At 68.2% G+C, this 19,782-nt stretch carries 16 protein-coding genes and 1 pseudogene (1 of these 17 cut by a window edge); 10 read left to right on the top strand and 7 right to left on the bottom strand.

Annotation, left to right across the window (positions count from 1 at the left end; genetic code table 11):
- Positions 1–648, top strand: the 3' portion of a protein-coding gene (locus ABS361_21350) for a M23 family metallopeptidase (protein ID XBY44525.1). The gene continues 1,344 nt to the left of window position 1, outside the view; only the last 648 of its 1,992 coding nucleotides appear in the window; the start codon falls outside the window, past its left edge; its stop codon occupies positions 646–648.
- Positions 649–680: 32 nt separating this feature from the next.
- Entirely contained in the window at positions 681–1,268 is a 588-nt protein-coding gene (gene aroQ, locus ABS361_21345; GenBank protein XBY44524.1) for a gamma subclass chorismate mutase AroQ, read from the top strand.
- A 33-nt stretch (positions 1,269–1,301) separates the two neighbouring features.
- Here aroQ and ABS361_21340 read toward each other — a convergent pair whose 3' ends face one another.
- The 3 genes from ABS361_21340 to clpB all read right to left on the bottom strand — a co-directional run bounded on the left by ABS361_21340 (position 1,302) and on the right by clpB (position 5,584).
- Complete coding sequence (locus ABS361_21340; protein XBY44523.1) at positions 1,302–1,949, bottom strand: YitT family protein; 648 nt, start codon at positions 1,947–1,949, stop codon at positions 1,302–1,304.
- A gap of 96 nt (positions 1,950–2,045) precedes the next feature.
- The gene (locus ABS361_21335; protein ID XBY44522.1) at positions 2,046–2,789 is read right to left on the bottom strand and encodes a hypothetical protein; all 744 of its coding nucleotides are present in this window, start codon (positions 2,787–2,789) and stop codon (positions 2,046–2,048) included.
- A 197-nt stretch (positions 2,790–2,986) separates the two neighbouring features.
- Positions 2,987–5,584: an ATP-dependent chaperone ClpB gene (gene clpB / locus ABS361_21330; GenBank protein XBY44521.1), complete on the bottom strand. Its 2,598-nt coding sequence runs from the start codon at positions 5,582–5,584 to the stop codon at positions 2,987–2,989.
- A gap of 365 nt (positions 5,585–5,949) precedes the next feature.
- Here clpB and ABS361_21325 point away from each other — a divergent pair, with 365 nt between their 5' ends.
- On the top strand, positions 5,950–6,735 hold the full coding sequence (locus tag ABS361_21325; protein ID XBY44520.1) for an MOSC domain-containing protein: 786 nt from the start codon (positions 5,950–5,952) through the stop codon (positions 6,733–6,735).
- Between the two features lie 84 nt (positions 6,736–6,819).
- On the opposite strand, the gene ABS361_21320 is transcribed toward ABS361_21325, so the two are convergent.
- The 3 genes from ABS361_21320 to ABS361_21310 all read right to left on the bottom strand — a co-directional run bounded on the left by ABS361_21320 (position 6,820) and on the right by ABS361_21310 (position 9,304).
- The gene (locus tag ABS361_21320; GenBank protein XBY44519.1) at positions 6,820–7,551 is read right to left on the bottom strand and encodes a DUF1013 domain-containing protein; all 732 of its coding nucleotides are present in this window, start codon (positions 7,549–7,551) and stop codon (positions 6,820–6,822) included.
- A 141-nt stretch (positions 7,552–7,692) separates the two neighbouring features.
- Positions 7,693–8,706 carry an NAD(P)H-quinone oxidoreductase gene (locus ABS361_21315; protein ID XBY44518.1) on the bottom strand — a complete coding sequence of 338 codons (1,014 nt, stop codon included), beginning with the start codon at positions 8,704–8,706 and terminating at the stop codon, positions 7,693–7,695.
- A 79-nt stretch (positions 8,707–8,785) separates the two neighbouring features.
- Positions 8,786–9,304 (bottom strand): dihydrofolate reductase family protein, encoded by a 519-nt coding sequence (locus ABS361_21310; protein ID XBY44517.1) that lies wholly within the window; start codon positions 9,302–9,304, stop codon positions 8,786–8,788.
- A 118-nt stretch (positions 9,305–9,422) separates the two neighbouring features.
- Between ABS361_21310 and ABS361_21305 the strand changes: the two genes are divergently transcribed.
- The 4 genes and pseudogenes from ABS361_21305 (at position 9,423) to ABS361_21290 (ending at position 12,370) form a co-directional block, all read left to right on the top strand.
- Positions 9,423–9,614 carry a DUF1192 domain-containing protein gene (locus ABS361_21305; protein ID XBY44516.1) on the top strand — a complete coding sequence of 64 codons (192 nt, stop codon included), beginning with the start codon at positions 9,423–9,425 and terminating at the stop codon, positions 9,612–9,614.
- Between the two features lie 62 nt (positions 9,615–9,676).
- Positions 9,677–10,830, top strand: a pseudogene (gene recF / locus ABS361_21300) (DNA replication/repair protein RecF).
- Positions 10,827–11,759 carry a DUF817 domain-containing protein gene (locus ABS361_21295; protein ID XBY44515.1) on the top strand — a complete coding sequence of 311 codons (933 nt, stop codon included), beginning with the start codon at positions 10,827–10,829 and terminating at the stop codon, positions 11,757–11,759. The pseudogene recF and the gene ABS361_21295 overlap by 4 nt, the downstream one beginning before the upstream one ends.
- Entirely contained in the window at positions 11,756–12,370 is a 615-nt protein-coding gene (locus ABS361_21290; protein XBY44514.1) for a LysE family translocator, read from the top strand. The genes ABS361_21295 and ABS361_21290 overlap by 4 nt, the downstream gene beginning before the upstream one ends.
- 50 nt (positions 12,371–12,420) lie before the next feature.
- Here the strand turns inward: ABS361_21290 and ABS361_21285 are convergent, their stop codons facing one another.
- Positions 12,421–14,472 carry a nitrate- and nitrite sensing domain-containing protein gene (locus tag ABS361_21285; GenBank protein ID XBY44513.1) on the bottom strand — a complete coding sequence of 684 codons (2,052 nt, stop codon included), beginning with the start codon at positions 14,470–14,472 and terminating at the stop codon, positions 12,421–12,423.
- Between the two features lie 419 nt (positions 14,473–14,891).
- Between ABS361_21285 and gyrB the strand changes: the two genes are divergently transcribed.
- From gyrB to ABS361_21270, 3 genes are all read left to right on the top strand, one after another.
- Positions 14,892–17,330, top strand: a complete 2,439-nt coding sequence (gyrB, locus tag ABS361_21280) for a DNA topoisomerase (ATP-hydrolyzing) subunit B (GenBank protein ID XBY44512.1) — start codon at positions 14,892–14,894, stop codon at positions 17,328–17,330.
- 33 nt (positions 17,331–17,363) lie between these two features.
- Complete coding sequence (locus ABS361_21275; GenBank protein XBY44511.1) at positions 17,364–17,747, top strand: hypothetical protein; 384 nt, start codon at positions 17,364–17,366, stop codon at positions 17,745–17,747.
- Positions 17,748–17,966: 219 nt separating this feature from the next.
- Positions 17,967–19,763: a tetratricopeptide repeat-containing glycosyltransferase family protein gene (locus ABS361_21270; GenBank protein XBY44510.1), complete on the top strand. Its 1,797-nt coding sequence runs from the start codon at positions 17,967–17,969 to the stop codon at positions 19,761–19,763.
- Positions 19,764–19,782 lie beyond the last annotated feature (19 nt).

The raw sequence follows: 19,782 nt of genomic DNA, 5'->3' as shown, positions 1-19,782 counted from the left end.
GACAACGACCCGAACGCGCCGCAGGAGATCCTCTACGCCGGCGTCAACGTGAAGGGTCAGTTCAAGCGCTACTATCGCTATCGCTCGCCGGACGACGGCACGGTCGACTATTACGACGAGGCCGGCAGAAGCGCGAAGAAGTTCCTGGTCCGCAAGCCGATGGACGGCGGCATCCTGCGCTCCGGCTTCGGCGGCCGCCGCCACCCGATCCTCGGCTACTATCGCATGCACACCGGCGTCGACTGGGCCTATCCGCACGGCACGCCTGTGCTGGCGTCCGGCAACGGCACGGTCGAGAGCGCCGGCTGGAAGGGCGGCTACGGCCGGTACGTCCGCCTGCAGCACAACAACGGCTACGAGACCGGCTACGGCCACTTGTCAGGCTTCGCCAAGGGCATCGCGCCGGGCGTCAAGGTCCGCCAGGGCCAGGTGATCGGCTACGTCGGCTCGACCGGCATGTCGACCGGGCCGCATCTGCACTACGAGGTGCTGATCAATCAGGCCTATGTCGATCCGCTCCGCGTGAAACTGCCGCGCGGCAAGGAGCTCGGCGGCACGATGCTGGCGGACTTCCGCAAGGAGCGCGAACGCATCGACGCGCTGATCTCGAAGTCGACCACGCCGTCGAAGGTCGCCGGCGCGAACTGAGCCGGCAAACGACCCTTCAGGAGACAGGACGCATGGCCGCTCACTCCATTGATCGCCGCGGCTTGCTCGCTTTCGCCGCGACTTTTGCGCTTGCCGGCCCCGCCGTCGCCGTCACGCCGCTCGACGCCGCGGCGCCGCTGGTCGTGGTGATCCGCCAGCGCCTCGACGTCGCGCCGGGCGTCGCCAAGTCGAAATGGAACACCAAGGGATCGATCGAGGATCTCGAGCGCGAAAAGGCGCTCATCGACAAGGTCGCGGCCGACGCCCCGGCGCAGGGTCTCGACCCGGCACACGCGACGCGGTTTCTGCGCGCGCAGATCGAGGCCTCGAAGGTGATCCAGGCCGGGCTGTTTTCCGAATGGACGCGCACCGATCATGGTCCCTTCGCCGACGCCCCGGACCTGAAGACCGAAATCCGGCCGATCCTCGACCGCATCACGCCGGAGTTCCTGCGCCTGCTCGGGCCGGCGCTGGACACGCTGCGCCGGAGCGGCCCGCGCACGCTGCTGGACGCCGCACGTCAGGATCTGCCCATGTTCGCGCCGCGCCAGGACAACGCGCTGTTCGCGGCCGCGATCGCGGTCGGTATCGCCCCGCTCGTCGAGTGGGCGCGCGGCTGATCCCCGGCCACGCCAAAGCTGGCCGGTCGTGGCTCAGAAGCCGACGTAGCGGCCCGGCTTGTGATTGAGCGCCAGCACGAGATTGAGCACCACCGCGCCGAACACCGAGATCGCGATCGTGATCGGATCGAGCACGAAGAAGGCGAGCGCAACGACCACGCAGTCGAGCGCCATTTGCACCTTGCCCGCGCTCCAGCCGCGCGTCTCCTGCAGATAGAACGCGAGAATGCCGAAGCCGCCGAGGCTCGAGCGGTGTCGCATCAGTACGAGCAGCCCGACGCCGACGAGCAGTCCGCCCATGCCGGCCGCGAAGATCGGTTCGATGGTGCCGAAGGACATGAGCTTCGGCAGCAGCATCGCCTCCCCCGACAGCACGGTCACGGCGACGAAGGTACGCAGCGTGAAGGCGCGGCCGACCGCGAGATACGAGAAGACGTAGAAAGGCAGGTTCACCAGAAAGAACAGCACGCCGAGCGGCAGATGCGTCGCGTAGTGGATTAGGAGCGAGAGCCCGGCGGTGCCGCCGATGGCGAGCCCGCCGCGTTGCAGCATGTGGAAGCCGAGCGCGACCAGTGCGGTGCCGGTGACACCGGCGAACAGATCGTCCCAGAGCCCATGCCGCCGCGGATCGGCGACAACATCGGGCATATGCGGAAGACTGTCGGCCGACGCGTCGGACATGGGCGGGCTCCGATTGGTTCCTCCGACGATAGATTTCGCCGCACCGCAACACAAGATGCGCCGAGGCGCGCGGAGAGGTGCCCTGCCCGGGCGTTGTCAGCGCGCCAGTCCATCCGACCAGAGCGCAACCGATTCCGGTTCACGATCGTCGATTTCTCGAAGCCAGTCGGACCATTGGGGATCGATCGTGTCGTCGAACTCGGCATGGGCAATGAGATCGGCCTCGCGCCAGATCCGATGCTGAACCGGTCGATCCGGCAGCTGCCCGACATCGTCTTCGGCCGACCAGACATAGAGCCGCCGCTCGATCCGGCCCTCGATCACCGCCCGAAACAGCCGCAGGAATGTTCGGGCGGACGAGCCGAGCGAAAAAGTCTCGATCGTCGATGCCCAACACCAGGCCCGGGTCAGCTGACGGCCCTTGTACTTGGTGGACCTCAGATAGGTTCGAAGGCTGGACCGGATCGGCTTCGAGGTCGCCTTCACCTCCGCCAGTACGAAGATGTCATGACCCCGATCCTTGGCCACGACATCGATCCCGTTGTGCATGTAAGACAAATTGTCGATGTAGACGACGTCGAACCCTTCCGCCGTCAGGGCCTCCACCGTGCGCTGGATCGCGTTGATCTCGCGAACACGAACAGCCGGCTCGGTGGACAAGTCGGACACTTCGTCTGCGTCGGAGAGCTGATCGAACGGGCTCTCGTGTTCGCCTATCCCCAGCTGTGCCGCGAGCCGCATCGCGATACACGCCAAAAGGATCTGCTCATGCAGCGTGTTGATCGGCTTCGGAAGGCTTTCGGGATAACTGATCTCGACGATCTTTTGCGTTCCGGCCATGGACAGTCCCATCCCATCGACCGCGCCGACCAGACCAGATGATCATCTGGCATCAACGGACGCCGACTGACAGCTCATGCTTGTCCATATACAGCTTATGAGTGCAACCAGCGATCGACAAGCCAAAGCCGCCCGCAGGCGGCTTTGGCACCTTTTCATTTTGGCTGCAACCGGGATGGGGGCACGGCCCCCGCCCCTCACGCCGCCGCGGCTGCCGCCTTGCCCGCGACCTGGAACAACAGCCGGTCCGTGCCGCCGGTGACCAGCACCTTGTCGCCGTCGTGCACCGAACCGCCGAGGATCTTCTCGGCGAGCGGATCCTGCACGAAGCGCTGGATCACCCGCTTCAGCGGCCGCGCCCCGTAGATCGGGTCGTAGCCCTTGTCGGCGAGCCAGGCACGTGCCGACGGATCGAGGTCGAGCACGATCTGGCGGTCGGCGAGCAGCTTTTCGAGCCGCTTCATCTGGATCTCGACGATCGCCCCCATCTCGGTCCGCTTCAGGCGGTGGAACAGGATGATCTCGTCGAGACGGTTGAGGAATTCCGGCCGGAAATGGCCGCGGACCACGGTCATGACCGGCTCACGCACCGCGTCGACATCCTCGCCGTCCGGCTGGTTGGCGAGGAATTCGGCGCCGAGGTTCGACGTCATGATGATCAGCGTGTTGCGGAAGTCGACCGTGCGGCCCTGACCGTCGGTCAGCCGGCCGTCGTCGAGCACCTGCAGGAGCACGTTGAACACGTCGTGGTGCGCCTTCTCGACCTCGTCGAACAGCACGACCTGATAGGGCCGCCGCCGCACGGCTTCGGTCAGTGCGCCGCCTTCCTCGTAGCCGACATAGCCCGGAGGCGCGCCGATCAGCCTCGAGACCGAGTGCTTCTCCATGTACTCGGACATGTCGATGCGGACCATCGCGCTCTCGTCGTCGAACAGGAACGACGCCAACGCCTTGGTCAGCTCGGTCTTGCCGACGCCCGTGGGGCCGAGGAACATGAACGAGCCGATCGGCCGGTTCGGATCCTGCAGGCCGGCGCGGGCGCGCCTGACCGCGGTCGAGACCGCATGCACGGCCTCGGCCTGGCCGACGACACGGCGGGCCAGTTCGTCTTCCATACGCAGGAGCTTGTCGCGCTCGCCTTCGAGCATGCGATCGACCGGCACGCCGGTCCAGCGCGACACGACCTGCGCGACATTGTCGGCGGTCACCTGCTCCTGCAGCATCGCCTCGCCCTGCCGCGCCTCGGCCTCCTTCAGCTCGGCTTCGAGCTTGGGGATCACGCCATAGGCGAGTTCGCCGGCGCGGTCGAAACGGCCGTTGCGCTGGGCCTGCTCGAGTTCGAGCCGGGCCTGGTCGAGGTTCTCTTTCAGCTTGTTCGCCGAGGCGAGCTTGTCCTTCTCGCCCTGCCACTTGGTGGTCATGGCGGTCGACTCTTCCTCGAGCCCCGAGAGCTCCTTCTCGAGCTTGCCGAGCCGGTCCTTGGAGGCCGGATCGGTCTCCTTCTTCAGGGCCTCGCGCTCGATCTTGAGCTGGATGATGCGCCGGTCGAGCTCGTCGAGCTCCTCCGGCTTGCTGTCGACCTGCATCCTGAGCCGCGCCGCTGCCTCGTCGACCAGATCGATGGCCTTGTCGGGCAGGAAACGGTCGGTGATGTAGCGGTTCGACAGCGTCGCCGCCGCGACCAGTGCGGAGTCCGTAATGCGCACGCCGTGGTGCAGCTCGTACTTCTCCTTGAGGCCGCGCAGGATCGAGACGGTGTCCTCCACCGTCGGCTCGCCGACGAACACCGGCTGGAAGCGCCGGGCCAGCGCCGGATCCTTCTCGACATGCTTGCGATACTCGTCGAGCGTGGTCGCGCCGACGCAGTGCAGCTCGCCGCGGGCGAGCGCGGGTTTCAGGAGGTTCGAGGCGTCCATCGCGCCGTCCGCCTTGCCGGCGCCGACCAGCGTATGCATCTCGTCGATGAACAGGATCACGCCGCCCTCGGCCGCGGTGACCTCGGCGAGCACGCCCTTCAGCCGCTCCTCGAACTCCCCGCGATATTTCGCGCCGGCGATCAGCGCGCCCATGTCGAGCGCCATGAGCTTCTTGTCCTTGAGGCTCTCCGGCACGTCGCCGTTGACGATCCGGAGCGCCAAGCCCTCGACAATCGCGGTCTTGCCGACGCCTGGCTCGCCGATCAGCACGGGATTGTTCTTGGTACGCCGGCTAAGCACCTGGATCGCGCGGCGGATCTCCTCGTCGCGGCCGATGACCGGGTCGAGCTTGCCGTCGCGCGCGGCCTGGGTCAGGTCGCGGGCATAGCGCTTCAGCGCGTCGTACTGGTTCTCGGCCGAGGCGCTGTCGGCGGTGCGCCCCTTGCGCAGATCGTTGATCGCGGCATTGAGCCCGTTCGGGGTGACGCCGGCCTTGGCGAGGATGCGACCGGCGTCGGTGTCCTTCTCCATGGCGAGCGCGAGCAGCAGCCGCTCGACGGTGACGAAGGCGTCGCCCGCCTTCTCGGCGATCTTCTCGGCCGTGTCGAAGACGCGCGCGGTCGGCTGCGCCATATAGAGCTGGCCGCTGGCGCCGGAGACTTTCGGCAGCTTTTCGATCGCCAGATCGACGGCGTCGCGCGCCTCCTTCGACCGGCCGCCGGCACGGTCGATCAGGCCGCTGGCGAGGCCCTCCTGATCGTCGAGCAGCACTTTGAGGATGTGCTCTGGCAGGAACTGCTGATTGCCGCGCGACAGCGCGGCGGTCTGCGCCGACTGGAGGAAACCGCGGGCGCGTTCGGTGTATTTCTCGAGATTCATCAACGTCCCTCCTGGCCCGCCCCGCCCGTCCGTAGCCCGGCCGGGGCGTCATGGGATTGAGATCCGCTCGGCCCCCGCCGTCCATGATCGGCCGCAAGGCCGACCATTAAGTCAGGCGAGCCCGAAGGGGTGAAGTCCGTCCCGACTGGCGACGGTCTCACGTGCTCGTGACCGCATATAGGAAGGCACCGCGCGCGCGGTAAGAGCCGTGACGCTACGGACTTTTGCAGGGCGCTCGCCGCCTCCCCGATCGCCGCGATCGACGTTACGGCCTCAGCTCGGCGGGTTTCGCAGGACAGCCCGGCGATTGACCGTTCCACGGCCCCGGATTACCGCAAGGGCCGATATCCGCCGAGGAGGACCTCATGACGCTCCGGATCGCCGCGCTCTATCGTTATCCGCTGAAGGGTTTTTCGCCCGAACGGCTCGATGCGGTCGACCTCCTGCCGGGCCAGACGATCGCCCATGACCGTGCCTTCGCGATCGAAAACGGCCCCTCCGGCTTCGATCCGGCGGCGCCGGCGCATCTGCCCAAGATCCGCTTTCTGATGCTCATGCGGAACGAGGCGGTCGCCAACATCGCCAGCCGCTTCGATCCCGCGACGCGGACGCTGAGCTTCTCCGAACCCGGCCGGGCGCCGGTGGTCGCCTCGGTCGACACGCCTGAAGGCCGCGCCGCGATCGAGGCCTGGGTCTCGGCGCGTTTCGCAAGCGATCTGCGCGGCGCGCCGCGCTTCCTCGAGGCGCCCGGCCACAGCTTCTCCGACGTGGCGAAGAAGGTGCTGCATGTCGTCAATCTGGCGACCGTCCGCGCCATTGAGGAAGAGATCGGCCGCCCCGTCGATCCACTGCGCTTCCGGGCCAACCTCTATCTCGACGGCCTGCCGGCCTGGGAGGAACTGGAGCTGATCGGCCGCGAATTCACCGTCGGCGGCGTCCGCCTCGAGGCGGTCAAGCGCACGGTGCGTTGCGCCGCGACCAACGTCGACCCGTCGACCGCGGCCCGCGACATGGAAATCCCGCGCACCATCATGGGCCTGCGCGGCCATTCCGATTGCGGCATCTACGTCGAGGTGAAGACGCCGGGCCGCATCGCGGTCGGCGACGCCATGGAACTGGCCCCGGAGCGGCAGCCGGAACTGCCGCTGTAGCGCCACCAGGGTCGAGCCACAAAAAAACGGCGCCTCCCGCGGGAGGCGCCGTTCTATCGAATGAGGCAGGCGAAACGCGGCGGATCACTCCTCCGTTTCGTCCTCGACCGGGCCCTTGAGGCTCTTCAGCTTGGCGAAGATCTTGTCGGCGTCGAGTTCCTCGGCCTCGCGCTGATCCTCGCGATCGCGCAGCGTGCCATAGGCCTCGAGCGCCTGCTCGGCCGTGGTCTCCTCGACCGGGATCAGCGTCGCGGCGTTCGGATCGTCGCCCTCGCGGCGCGGCATCGAGCGGGCGGCGCGTTCGACCTCGAGATCGAGCTCGAGCTGCGAGCACAGGCCGAGCGTGACCGGATCCATCGGCGTCAGGTTGGCGGCGTTCCAGTGCGAACGCTCGCGGATCTGCTGGATCGTGGTCTTGGTCGTGCCGACCAGACGCATGATCTGCGCGTCCTTGAGCTCCGGATGGTTGCGCAGCAGCCAGAGGATGGCGTTCGGGCGATCCTGGCGGCGCGACACCGGCGTGTAGCGCGGGCCGCGGCGCTTGGCCTCTGGCACCTTGACCTTGCGGTCGGCGAGCTTCAGGCGATGGTTCGGATCGCGCTGCGCCCGCTCGATCTCCTCGCGGGTCAGCTGTCCGGAGTTGAGCGGATCGAGGCCCTTGATGCCCTGCGCGGCCTCGCCGTCGGCGATCGCCTTCACCTCGAGCGGGTGCAGGCGGCAGAAAGCCGCGATCTGGTCGAACGACAGCGCGGTGTTCTCGACCAGCCAGACGGCCGTGGCCTTGGGCATCAGCGGCGTGTTGGCCTGAGTCGTCATGGGATAGACCCTCCTTGGCGTTTCGCCCGGGCCTCCCGCGGGCGAAACTTGATAGACGTCGAATTGACGGGATTGGCGCCTATATACGCGCGCCCCCCGGATTTCGCAATCGGGCCATTGCCGGACGTTCGACGGCGCTTCTCAGTCCGAATCAGCGACCGTCAGCACGATCTTGCCGACATGCGCGCTCGTCTCCATGCGCCGGTGCGCATCGGCGGCGGCGGCGAGCGGGAAGGTGGAATCGACCGGGATCTTGACCGCGCCGGCCTCGATCAGCGGCCAGACCTTCTCGCGGAGGCTCGCCGCGATCGCCGCCTTGAACGGCACCTCGCGCGCCCGGAGCGTCGAGCCGGTATGGACGAGCCGCTTCAGCATCAGCCGGGTGAAATTGACCTCGACCTTGGCACCGCGCAGGAAGGCGATCTGCACGATCCGCCCCTCGACCGCGGCGGCCTCGTGGTTCTTCTCGATGTAATCGCCGCCGACCATGTCGAGGATCACGTTGGCGCCGCGTCCCTGCGTGAAGGTCTTCACCTCCTGGACGAAATCCTGCGCGCGATAGTCGATCGCCAGATCCGCGCCGAGGTCGCGGCACGCGGCGCACTTCTCGGCACTGCCGGCGGTGGCGATGACCGTGGCGCCGAAGCTCTTGGCGAGCTGGATCGCGGTCGTGCCGATGCCCGACGTGCCGCCATGGACGAGGAACACCTCGCCGGGCTTGAGGCCCGCGCGGTCGAACACGTTCGACCACACCGTGAAGAAGGTCTCCGGGATCGCCGCCGCCTCGACCGTCGACAGGCCTTTCGGCACCGGCAGCGCGGTCTCCTCGGGCACCACGGCGAATTCGGCATAGCCGCCGCCGGCGACCAGCGCGGTCACCCGCTCGCCGAGCGCCCAGCGCGTCACCGCCGGCCCGAGCGCCACCACCGTGCCGGCGACCTCGAGCCCGGGGATGTCGGAGGCGCCCTTCGGCGGCGGATAGCTGCCCTCACGCTGCAACACGTCCGGCCGGTTGACGCCGGCGGCCGCGACCTTGACCAGGATCTCCTTCTCGCCCGGCACCGGCACAGCGCGGGTCTCCGGCACCAGCGCCTCCGGCCCGCCCGGGCGCGGAATGGCGATCGCGGTCATGGTCGGCGGCACGGTGAGCGGCATGCGAGGGTTCCTCCGAGAACTTGAGGCGGCGGGCGTGGGCGGGATCGCCCGACGGACCGCCCATCGAACCGGTGGCCGATCAGACCACCGCGAATTCCATTTCGACAACGCCATTCATATGCGTGGCGATCCGCTTCGGGTCGAGCCCGCGTTCGCGCCGGCCCGCCGGCCAAAGCGTCGCGCCCGCACCGAGCAGGATCGGGATCTGGAACAGGATCAGCCGCTTGACCAGACCGGCATCGAGGAAGGCGCGGATCGGCCCGCCGCCGCCGGCGAGCCAGATCCGCCGTTTGCCGGCATATTCGAGGTCGGTCACGATTTCGCGCGGCGTGCGGTCGTCGAACACCGCGAGCCCGTCGCCATCGAGCGGCGGCCCTTTGGTCATCACGATCACGGCGCGGCCGTGATAGGGCCATTCGGGGAAAGTCCGGCAGTGCTGGTAGGTCTTGCGGCCCATCACCACCGCGTCGACCCCGCGGTAGAAGGCGTCGTAGCCGAAGTCCCAGCCCTCGTAGGGCTTGAGGAAATCGATGCCGCCGGTGCGATCGGCGATGAAGCCGTCGACCGACTGGGCGATATAGACAATGACTTCCGCCATGATTCGGCTCCTGCCCGTCGCGCGCCTCATTTGTGACGATCGGCCGGCGTCCGTATAGTTCGACGAACCGGCAATCGCCGCGATCGGCGGATCGATCGCAACAATGGGATGCGCCCCGATGGCGTTCATGGACGACGACCGACCGAAGAAGAAGCCCTCCCACGAGATCGGGCAGGACCTGTCGCTGCTCTCGGTCGCCGAACTCGACGAGCGCGTCGCGCTGCTCGAGGCCGAGATTGCGCGGCTGAACGTCGACCGCGCCGCCAAGCTCGCCTCCAAGTCCGCGGCCGACGCGGTCTTCAAGCGATGAGCGCCCTGCCGGACCGGCGGCTCACGACCGATCTCTCCGACGGCACGCCACACGGCGTCGCCGTGCCGGAGGATCGTGTCGGCCTGACCGCGCTCCGGCTGACCGATTTCCGCAACTACGCCCAGCTGGCGCTCGATCTCGACCGCCGCCACGTCGTGCTCGTCGGCGAGAACGGCGCCGGCAAGACCAACCTGCTCGAGGCGCTGTCGCTGTTGACCCCCGGCCGCGGCTTTCGGCGCGCCAGGCTCGACGAGATGGCGCGCGCGGCGGCGACGGCAGCTTCGCCGTCTCGGCGCTGCTCGACGGGCCCGATGGTGAGGTGCGCCTCGGCACCGGCCTCGGCGCGGCCGGCGAGGATGGCGAGCGCACACGGGTGATCCGCATCGCCGGGGCGCCGGCCCGCGCGGCCGAGGACCTGCTCGACCATTGCCGCGTGCTCTGGCTGACCCCGTCGATGGACGGGCTCTTCACAGGTCCGGGCGCCGACCGGCGCCGCTTCCTCGACCGACTGGTGCTGGCGCTCGACCCCGCGCACGGCGCCCGCGTCTCGGCCTTCGAACGCGCCATGCGCGGCCGCAATCGCCTGCTGGAGGAAGACCGCTTCGACGCCGACTGGCTCGATGCGATCGAGGCGCAGCTCGCCGAGCTGGGCGCGGCGATCGCGGCGGCCCGCGTCGAAACGGTCGCCTGCCTCGCCCGTCTGATCGAGGCGACGCGTCAGGAATCGCCGTTCCCGCACGCCGAACTGGCGCTCGAAGGCGAGATCGAGGCGCGCGCCGCACTGGGCGGCCCATCGGCGGATGTCGAGGATTTCTATCGCGACCGGCTCGCCACCAATCGCCGCCGCGATGCCGCCACCGGCCGCACGCTCGACGGCCCGCATCGCGCCGATCTCGCGGTCGTGCACGGCCCGAAGGGCATGCCGGCCGCGCAATCCTCGACCGGCGAACAGAAGGCGCTGCTGGTCGGCCTCGTGCTGGCGCACGCCCGGCTCGTCGCCGAGACGGTCGGCCGCGCGCCGCTCTTGCTGCTCGACGAGATCGCCGCCCATCTCGATCCGCGCCGCCGCCGCGAACTCTTTGATGTGGTCGAGACGCTCGGCGGTCAGTGCTGGATGACCGGCACCGACGTGGTCGCGTTTGAGGCGCTCGGTGAACGGGCGCAGGTGTTCGAGGTGACGGGCGGGACGGTGCAACGCATGAAGGCGCTCGCGTGAGTATCGGACGCGCCGCGCCCGAACGCCGGCCGAACCACCCGGTCGGCCGGGTTCTGGAGCCGCTGCGCCGCGCGATCCGCAACCGGCTGGCGCGGCTGCCCGCCCCGCTCGCCGAGTTCATCCTGTTCGGCCTGAAACAGGCCTGGGCCTGCCTGTTTGCCGGACTGATGCTCGGCCTGCTGATCGGCACGAAGTGGCTCTGGGATCCGACCTGGCCGGTCCATCGCTACGACGCCCTGTTCGTGGCGGCGATCACGATCCAGCTGACGTTCCTGGCCCTCGACATGGAGACACTCGACGAGGCCAAGGTGATCCTCTTCTATCATCTCGTCGGCACGCTGATGGAGCTGTTCAAGACCCACGTCGGCTCCTGGACCTATCCGGAACCGGCGTTGTTCCGCATCGCGGGCGTGCCGCTGTTCACGGGCTTCATGTATGCCTCGGTCGGTAGCTACATGGCCCGCGTGATCCGGATCTTCGACATGCGGTTCACGCGCTATCCGGCGCGCGGCTGGGCCATCGCGCTCGCACTGGCGATCTACGCGAACTTCTTCGCGCACCACTATCTTCCGGATCTGCGGTACGGGCTCTTCGCCGCGACCATCGTCCTGTTCTGGCGCGTGCGGATCTACTTCACGGTCGACACCGTGCCGCGCTGGATGCCGCTGCTGGTCGCAGCCCTCCTGACGGCCGTCTTCCTCTGGATCGCCGAGAACATCGGCACCGCCACCGGCACCTGGCTCTATCCGGGTCGCAGCCCCGGCACGCTGGTCTCGCTCGGCAAGCTCGGATCGTGGTATCTGTTGCTGGTGGTCAGCTTCGTGCTGGTCACGCTGGTCAACAAGCCGAGACCGCCCGACACGGCCCTCGCTGATAGCAGCCGCGTCGCCGAACCGGGCTCGAACCGCGCCGAAGAAGCCGTCCCATGACCCTTGCCACGCTCCTCGCCTTTTCGATCGCGCTCGCCATCGCCGCCGCCACGCCCGGTCCCGGCATGACCGCCATCGTCGCCCGCGCGCTCGGCTCCGGCTTCAGGCGCACCATGCCGATGGTGATCGGCCTCTGCATCGGCGACATCGTCTATTTCGCCGCGGCGACCTTCGGGCTCGCCGCGCTGGCGCAGAGTTTTGGTGCCGTGTTCATGGTGATCAAATATCTCGGCGCGGCCTATCTCGCCTGGCTCGCCTTCAAGCTCTGGACCGCCAAGGCCGAGGGCGAAGAAGTGGCCGCGAAGGCGAGCGCCGAGAGCCCGTTCGCCACCGTGTGGGCCGGGCTGTTCCTGACGCTCGGCAATCCCAAGACGATGGTGTTCTACCTCGCGCTGCTGCCGTCCGTGATCGATCTCGAACGCATGACGGCGACGACCTTCGTCGAGCTGTCGATCGTCGCCGTCGTGATCCTGATGGTGATCGGCGGCGCCTATGCCGCTGCGGCCGCCCGCGCCCGGCACCTGTTCGCCGACGCCCGCGCGCGCCGGATCCTCGACCGCACGGCCGGCACCATGATGGCAGGCGCCGCCGCCGCGATCGCAGCGCGCTGACCCGAAAAGAGCATCACGATCGACCCTCGCCGGGCGACAGCCCGCTCCGGTCACCCGACCCTGAGCTTCTCCACGAAGCCGCGCACCTCGCCCTGCAGCACGGTCGACTGACCGGCGAGCCGCTTCGAGACATCGAGCAGCTCCGCCGAGGCCGCCGCCGTTTCCTCCGCGGCCCGACCGACGTCCGCGATGGTCGCCGACACCTCGGTCGTGCCCTTGGCGGCCAATTGCGTGTTGTGCGCGATTTCGCCGGTCGCCGCGCCCTGCTCCTCGATCGCCGCGGCGATCGTGTTGGAGGCCTCCTGGATGTTGCCGATGATGCCGACGATGCGGCCGATCGAGCCGACCGTGCGGTCGGTCGCCTGCTGGATCTCGGCAATGCTGGCGGCGATCTCGCCGGTCGCCTTGGCGGTCTCGGAGGCGAGCGCCTTCACCTCGTGGGCGACCACCGCGAAGCCGCGACCGGCCTCGCCGGCACGCGCAGCCTCGATGGTGGCGTTGAGCGCGAGCAGGTTGGTCTGGCCGGCGATGGCGTTGATCAGGTCGACGATCTGGCCGATGCGCGCGGTCGCTTCCGCGAGCGCCCGGACTTCCGCTTCCGTGGCCTCGACCTCGCGCGAGGCCGCATCCGCGACGCCGGCCGACTTGGCCACCTGCCCACCGATCTCGGCGATCGACGACGTCATCTCCTCGGTCGCGGCCGCCACGCCATGGACATTGCCAGAAGCCTCCGAGGCCGCACCCGCGACCACCTGCGCCTGCCGCGCGCCGAGAGCGGCCGCCGCGCGGAACTGCTCGGCCGAGGCCGCGAGGTCGCGCGCGGAATGGTCGATGTGCCCGGCGAGCTCGCCCATCGTCGCTTCGAACCGGTCGGCGATCGCATGCCGCTCGGCCCTGAGCTCAACCTCGCGCTCCCGCTCCGACTGCGCCTGCCGCTCGCGCATCGCATCGAGCTCGGCCAGGCTCGCCTGCAGGGTCTCGACGGCCTGCGTCATCTGGCCGATCTCGCTGCGGGTCGAGGCGACATGTTCGACGACCACCGTGCGGTCGCCGGCCGCGATCCGCGCGATCGCGGCCGCGGTACGCCGGAGCGGCCCGACCAGCGACCGCGCCACCCAGGTGACCAGCGCCACGAAGACGGTGCCGAGCACCAGTTCACCCGCGAGGCGGCCGTAGAACTGCGTCGCCATCTCGGCCCGCGCCCGATCGACCGCCGCGCCAATCCGGCCGATCACCTCGTCCTCGGCTGCCTTCATCGCGTCGATCCGCTCGGTCGCCGTCTTGAACCAGTCCGCCGCCGTGATGCCGCCCGCCGATCCGGTCTTCGGCAGCGCGAGCAAGGTCTTGCGCAGGCTGACCTGTCGCTCGAACGCGCCGCCGCGCACCTTCGCGTCGTAGATCTGCGCCAGAACCGGCGGCGCGGCGAAGGCGAACTCGCGCGCATAGGCCTCCTGCTGGGCAACCGCATCGACGAAGCTCAGATAACGGTCCGCATCGAAGGTGGCTGCACCGGCGAGCGCGGCGCCGGTCGCGCGCTCGAGGCCAGCGCGTTCCTTGGTCAGCAGCAGGAAGCGATAGGCCGCCAGGCTGCGAGCGCTCTCGTCCTGACCGGAGAACTCGACCAGGCCGCCCGCGATCGCGACCAGATCATCCACGAGCCCGGTATAGAAGCCGAGGCTCTCCGCCGGCGCCGCCGCGCCGCCATCGACCTTCCGACGGAACTCGACGATCCGCGCGAGCTTGTCCTTCGCCGCGGCGATGCGCGTGCGCATCGCGTCCGAGGGCGTCGCAGCCTCCAGGTCGGCAATCTCGTTCCACCCCTTCACGGCCGCATCGGTCGAGGCGCGAACGCCGTCGAGGGCGGTCTGGAACCCGGCATTCTCGCGACTGACGAGCAGCGCGTTCGTCGCTCCGCGCTCCTTCTGCAACTCGTGCACGATCGCGCCGGCGCGCTTGGCGGCGACCACGGCAGGCTGCATCCGCGCCACCGCATCGAGCCGAGCATGACTTTCGTAGAGATCGCTCAGCATCAAGCCGATCGCCGCCAGTGCCGGGATCAATATCAGTATGAATACGCGTTCCCGGATCGTCAGCGACTGCATGGGATCACCTTTTCTTCCGCTAAGGGATAGACGATGATCGAAATGTCATAATGAATTATTAATCAAATGTTCGATGATATTTCAGTCTTTCATGCAGATTTTTACTGAAAAACAAAAGTATACACAAAGATGAATGTAATAATTTCCCATCTTCACTGCACGGATGACGCGATATATCAGAGCGCGGCAACAGCTTTGCGCGCCGCCCGCGACAGATGCCGACAAGGCCGCCACGCCGTCCGCATCGCCGCGGTGGATCCTCGCCCGCGCCGTGTCGGCCGTCTCGCATCGCGGCCTCGAAAACAGCGGATTTCCTTGCGATCGTCCACAGACGTACGAGGACTGGCCGCAACGTTGAACCGGGGTCGCGCGAGCGGTATGACGTGTGATCCTTCGCGCTCGAAAGGCGACTGATTCGAATGACCGAAATCTCCGATCAAGGCCCCTCGAAGAACGGCTCCGCCGAATACGGGGCGGACTCGATCAAGGTCCTGAAGGGCCTCGATGCCGTCCGCAAGCGTCCGGGCATGTATATCGGCGACACGGACGACGGCTCCGGCCTGCACCACATGGTCTACGAGGTCGTCGACAACGCCATCGACGAGGCATTGGCCGGCTGGGCGAACGAGGTCTATGTGCGCCTCAATGCCGACGGCTCCTGCACCGTGCGCGACGACGGCCGCGGCATCCCGACCGCGATCCATCCGGAGGAAGGCGTCTCGGCGGCCGAGGTCATCATGACCCAGCTGCACGCCGGCGGTAAGTTCGACCAGAACTCCTACAAGGTCTCCGGCGGTCTGCACGGCGTCGGCGTCTCGGTCGTGAACGCGCTGTCGTCCTGGCTCGACCTGCGCGTCTGGCGCGACGGTAAGGAACACTACATGCGCTTCCGGCACGGTGATCCGGAAGCGCCGCTGGCCGTCGTCGGCGACTGCGGCGACAAGCGCGGCACCGAAGTGACCTTCCTGCCCTCGACCGAGACCTTCACCAAGGTCGAGTTCGATTTCGCCACCCTCGAGCATCGCCTGCGCGAGCTGGCGTTCCTGAACTCCGGTGTCAACATCCTGCTCGAGGACCGCCGCGGCGTCGAGCCGCGGGTCGAGCAGATGCGCTATGACGGCGGCCTCGACGCCTTCGTGCGCTTCCTCGACCGCGCCAAGCACCCGGTGATCGGCTCGCCGCTCTATGTGAAGTCGGAGCGCGACGGCATCACGGTCGAGTGCGCGTTGTGGTGGAACGACAGCTACCACGAGCAGACGCTCTGCTTCACCAACAACATCCCGCAGCGCGACGGCGGCACGCATCTCGCCGGCTTCCGCGCCGCGCTGACGCGTCAGGTCGTCGGCTATGCCGACAGTTCGGGCCTGACCAAGAAGGAGAAGGTCTCGCTTTCCGGCGAAGACAGCCGCGAAGGCCTGACCGCCGTCCTGTCGGTCAAGGTGCCGGACCCGAAGTTCTCGTCGCAGACCAAGGACAAGCTGGTTTCGTCGGAAGTCCGCCCCGTGGTCGAGAACGTGCTCAACGAGGCGCTCGCGACCTGGTTCGAGGAACATCCGGCCGAGGCGAAGACCATCGTCGGCAAGGTGGTCGAGGCCGCCGCCGCCCGCGAGGCCGCGCGCCGCGCCCGCGAGCTGACCCGGCGCAAGGGCGTGCTCGACATCGCCTCGCTGCCGGGCAAGCTCGCCGATTGCCAGGAGAAGGACCCGGCCAAGTCGGAACTGTTCATCGTCGAGGGTGACTCGGCAGGCGGATCCGCCAAGCAGGGCCGCAACCGCGAGAATCAGGCCGTGCTGCCGCTGCGCGGCAAGATCCTCAACGTCGAGCGCGCCCGCTTCGACAAGATGCTCTCGTCCGAGCAGATCGGCACGCTGATCACCGCGCTCGGCACCGGTATCGGCAACGACGAGTTCAACCTCGACAAGATCCGCTACCACAAGATCATCATCATGACGGACGCCGACGTCGACGGCGCCCATATCCGCACGCTGCTCTTGACCTTCTTCTTCCGGCAGATGCCGACGATGATCGAGCGCGGCTACCTCTACATCGCCCAGCCGCCGCTCTACAAGGTGACGCGCGGCCGGTCCGAGAGCTATCTCAAGGACGAGAAGGCGCTCGAGGACTACCTCGTCGACCAGGGCCTCGAGGATGCCGTGCTCAGGCTCGGCACCGGCGAGGAAATCGCCGGCCGCGACCTGCGCGCCGTCGTCGACGAGGCGCGCCAGGCCCGGCAGCTGCTCGACGGCCTGCATCACCGCTACGACCGCACCATCGTCGAACAGGCCGCCATCGCCGGCGTGCTGTCGCCGGCCGTGCTCGACGATCTGCCCAAGGCGACCGAGGCAGCGGCCGACATCGCCCGCCGCCTCGACGTGCTCGCGGAGGAATACGAGACGGGTTGGACCGGCGAGGCCCGCGAGGACGGCGGTCTCGTGTTCTCGCGCACGCTGCGCGGCGTCGAGGAGACGCACTGGATCGACACCGCGCTGATCCATTCCGCCGACGCCCGCAAGCTCGACAGCTACGCGGCGCGCCTGAAGGAAGTCTACGGCAAGCCGAGCGAGTTGCGGCGCAAGGAGACCGGCACCGAGATCCACGGGCCGCGCGACCTGCTCGACGCCGTGTTCGGTTTCGGCCGCCGCGGCATCGCGCTGCAGCGCTACAAGGGCCTCGGCGAGATGAACGCCGAGCAGCTCTGGGAAACGACGCTCGACCCGAACGCGCGCTCGCTCCTGCAGGTCAAGATCCGCGAAGCCGACGACAGCGAGGACATCTTCACCAAGCTGATGGGCGACGAGGTCGAACCGCGCCGCGAGTTCATCCAGGAAAACGCGCTGACCGCCAACCTCGACGCCTGATCGACCGCACGCTCGCGCCTCAGAAAGGTATCCATGCGCATGATCTACGCCCGTCTGCTGACCGCCGCCCTGCTCGGGGCCTCCGCCATCCTGGGCGTCACGGCGAGTGCCAGCGCGGACACCGGATCGCAATGGACCGAGACCGAAGCCGGCTGGCAGGGCGTCTGGGTCCGGTCCGGCCGCTCGGATAATTGGAAGGCGACCTGGACCAAGGGCAACAACGTCGTCCGCGCCGATCTGACGATCATCGACAACGGCAGCAAGATCGAGATCGAGCGCGAGGACACGTTCGGGCCGGGCGTCGGCAAGGGCCGCTGCTTTTATTCGGGTACCCGGCGGGGCAATACGGTCTCCGGCGAATACACCTGCCCCTGGTCGAAGACGACGTTGCCCTTCAAGGCGACCATCGTCCGCTGAGGCCCGGCAGCGAGCTCGAGCCTCTTCGCCCCCCAGGCGCGCGCCGGACAAGAGCGGCGGATGGGAGCGACGATCGCCTCTGGCCGATGGATCGCTGGCGGGTCGGTGCACGGATGGCCCAGCACCACGACCGATCCGATCTGGCAATGGAGCGACCATTCACCGTCGGCTGTAAACTGGCGAAACACTGATTCGCCCGCCGGACGGAGACCGTCGCTCATGTCCCTCGCCCGTGCCGAGAAGGCCGAAGCCGCCATCCGCAAGGCCTATGAGCAGTTCAACGCCGGCGATGTCGGCCGGGCCAAGAAGACGCTGCTCGCCGAGAAGCCGGCGAGCCTCGCCCATCCGGTCGGCAAGACGCTCGCCGGCCTGATCGCGCGCGCGGAGGGCCGGCCGAAGGAGGCGCTGAAGGCCTTCGACGAGGCACTGGCCGAACGGCCGGGCGATCCGAACCTGATGTGGCTGCGCGGCGCCGTCATCGGCGATCTCGGCCGCCCCGAGCTCGGCCTCGCCGAGATCGAGGCGGCGCTCGCCCGTCGCGCCGCCATGCCGAAGGCGCGCTTCGAACGCGGCCGCATGCTGATGAAGCTCGGCCGCCCGCGCGAGGCGCTCGACGCCTTCGATGCTGCCATCGAGCAGGTTCCGGCCTTCCCCGAAGCGCTGCATGAGCGCGGCAACGCGCTGAAGGCACTCGATCAGCACGACCACGCGCTGACCTCCTATCAGCTCGCCTTCGACCTCCGGCCGGATGATGTCGAGATCGCGCGCGCCCGCGCCGCGCAGCTGCTCGACCTGTTCCGCCTCGACGAAGCCCTCGCGGCGCTGGACGCAATTCTCAAACAGTCGCCCGACGACATGCAGACCCGGGTGTTCCGCGTCGAGGTGCTGATCCGTCTCGATCGCCTCGACGATGCGCTCGCCGAGGCCGATCGCGTCACGCGCATCCCCGGCGGCCGCGCGCGCGCCGAGTGGCTGCGCGGCCATGTGCTCGAACAGACGCCCGACAGAGCCCGCGCGCTGCAACACTTCGAGCGCGCGGTGACGGCGGGCCTGACCACGCCGGTCGCCTATCTCCACCGCGGCTTCATGAAGCTCGCGCTCGGGCGCTGGCCGGAGGCTTGGCCGGACTACGAGCACCGGCACGAGGACTCACCCAAGGAGATCGCCCCGATGATGATGGCGATCTGGCCGAAATGGCGCGGCGAGGATCCGACGGGCAAGCGCATCCTGGTGGTCGACGAACAGGGGCTCGGCGATGCGATCCAGTTCTGCCGCTACCTGCCGCTGCTCGCCGACCGGGGCGCCCGGATCGGCTATCTGATCAAACCGCGGCTGATCGGCCTGTTTTCGGGCCTCGATCCACGCATCGACCTGATCCCCGAGATCAAGGGCGACGAGGCCTTCGACCTCTCCTGCCCGCTCCTGTCCCTGCCCGGCCTGATGGGCGCGACGCCGGACACCGTGCCGGCGTCCGTGCCGTATTTCACCGCCGATCCGGCACGCGCCGCCCGCTGGGGCGAGCGGATCGGCAGTCACGGCTTCCGGATCGGCGTCGTCTGGCAGGGCAACCCCGACCCGATCATCGATCACGGCCGTTCCTATCCGCTCGCCGCGCTCGCGCCGATCGCGGCGCTGCCGGGCGTCCGCCTGATCGCGTTGCAAAAGAATTTCGGGCTCGATCAGCTCGACGCCCTGCCCGCGCCCATGCGGGTCGAAACGCTCGGCGACGATTTCGACACCGGTCCGCACGCCTTCCTGGACACGGCGGCGGCGATGGCCAACCTCGACTTGGTGATCACCTCGGATACCTCGGTCGCCCACCTCGCCGGCGCGCTCGGCCGGCCGGTGTTCGTGGCGCTGAAGCAGGTCGCCGACTGGCGCTGGCTCGACGGGCGCGACGACAGCCCGTTCTACCCGACCATGCGGCTGTTCCGACAGGCGACGCGCGGCGACTGGGGAAGCGTCTTCGCGGCGATGACGCCGGCTGTCGCGGAGCGGATCGCGGCCATGCCCTGACACGTTCCGGCCGTGTATC

This window comes from Ancalomicrobiaceae bacterium S20 (assembly GCA_040269895.1).
GTDB lineage: Bacteria > Pseudomonadota > Alphaproteobacteria > Rhizobiales > Ancalomicrobiaceae > Methyloraptor > Methyloraptor flagellatus.
This window is presented reverse-complemented; position numbering and strand designations above follow the sequence as displayed.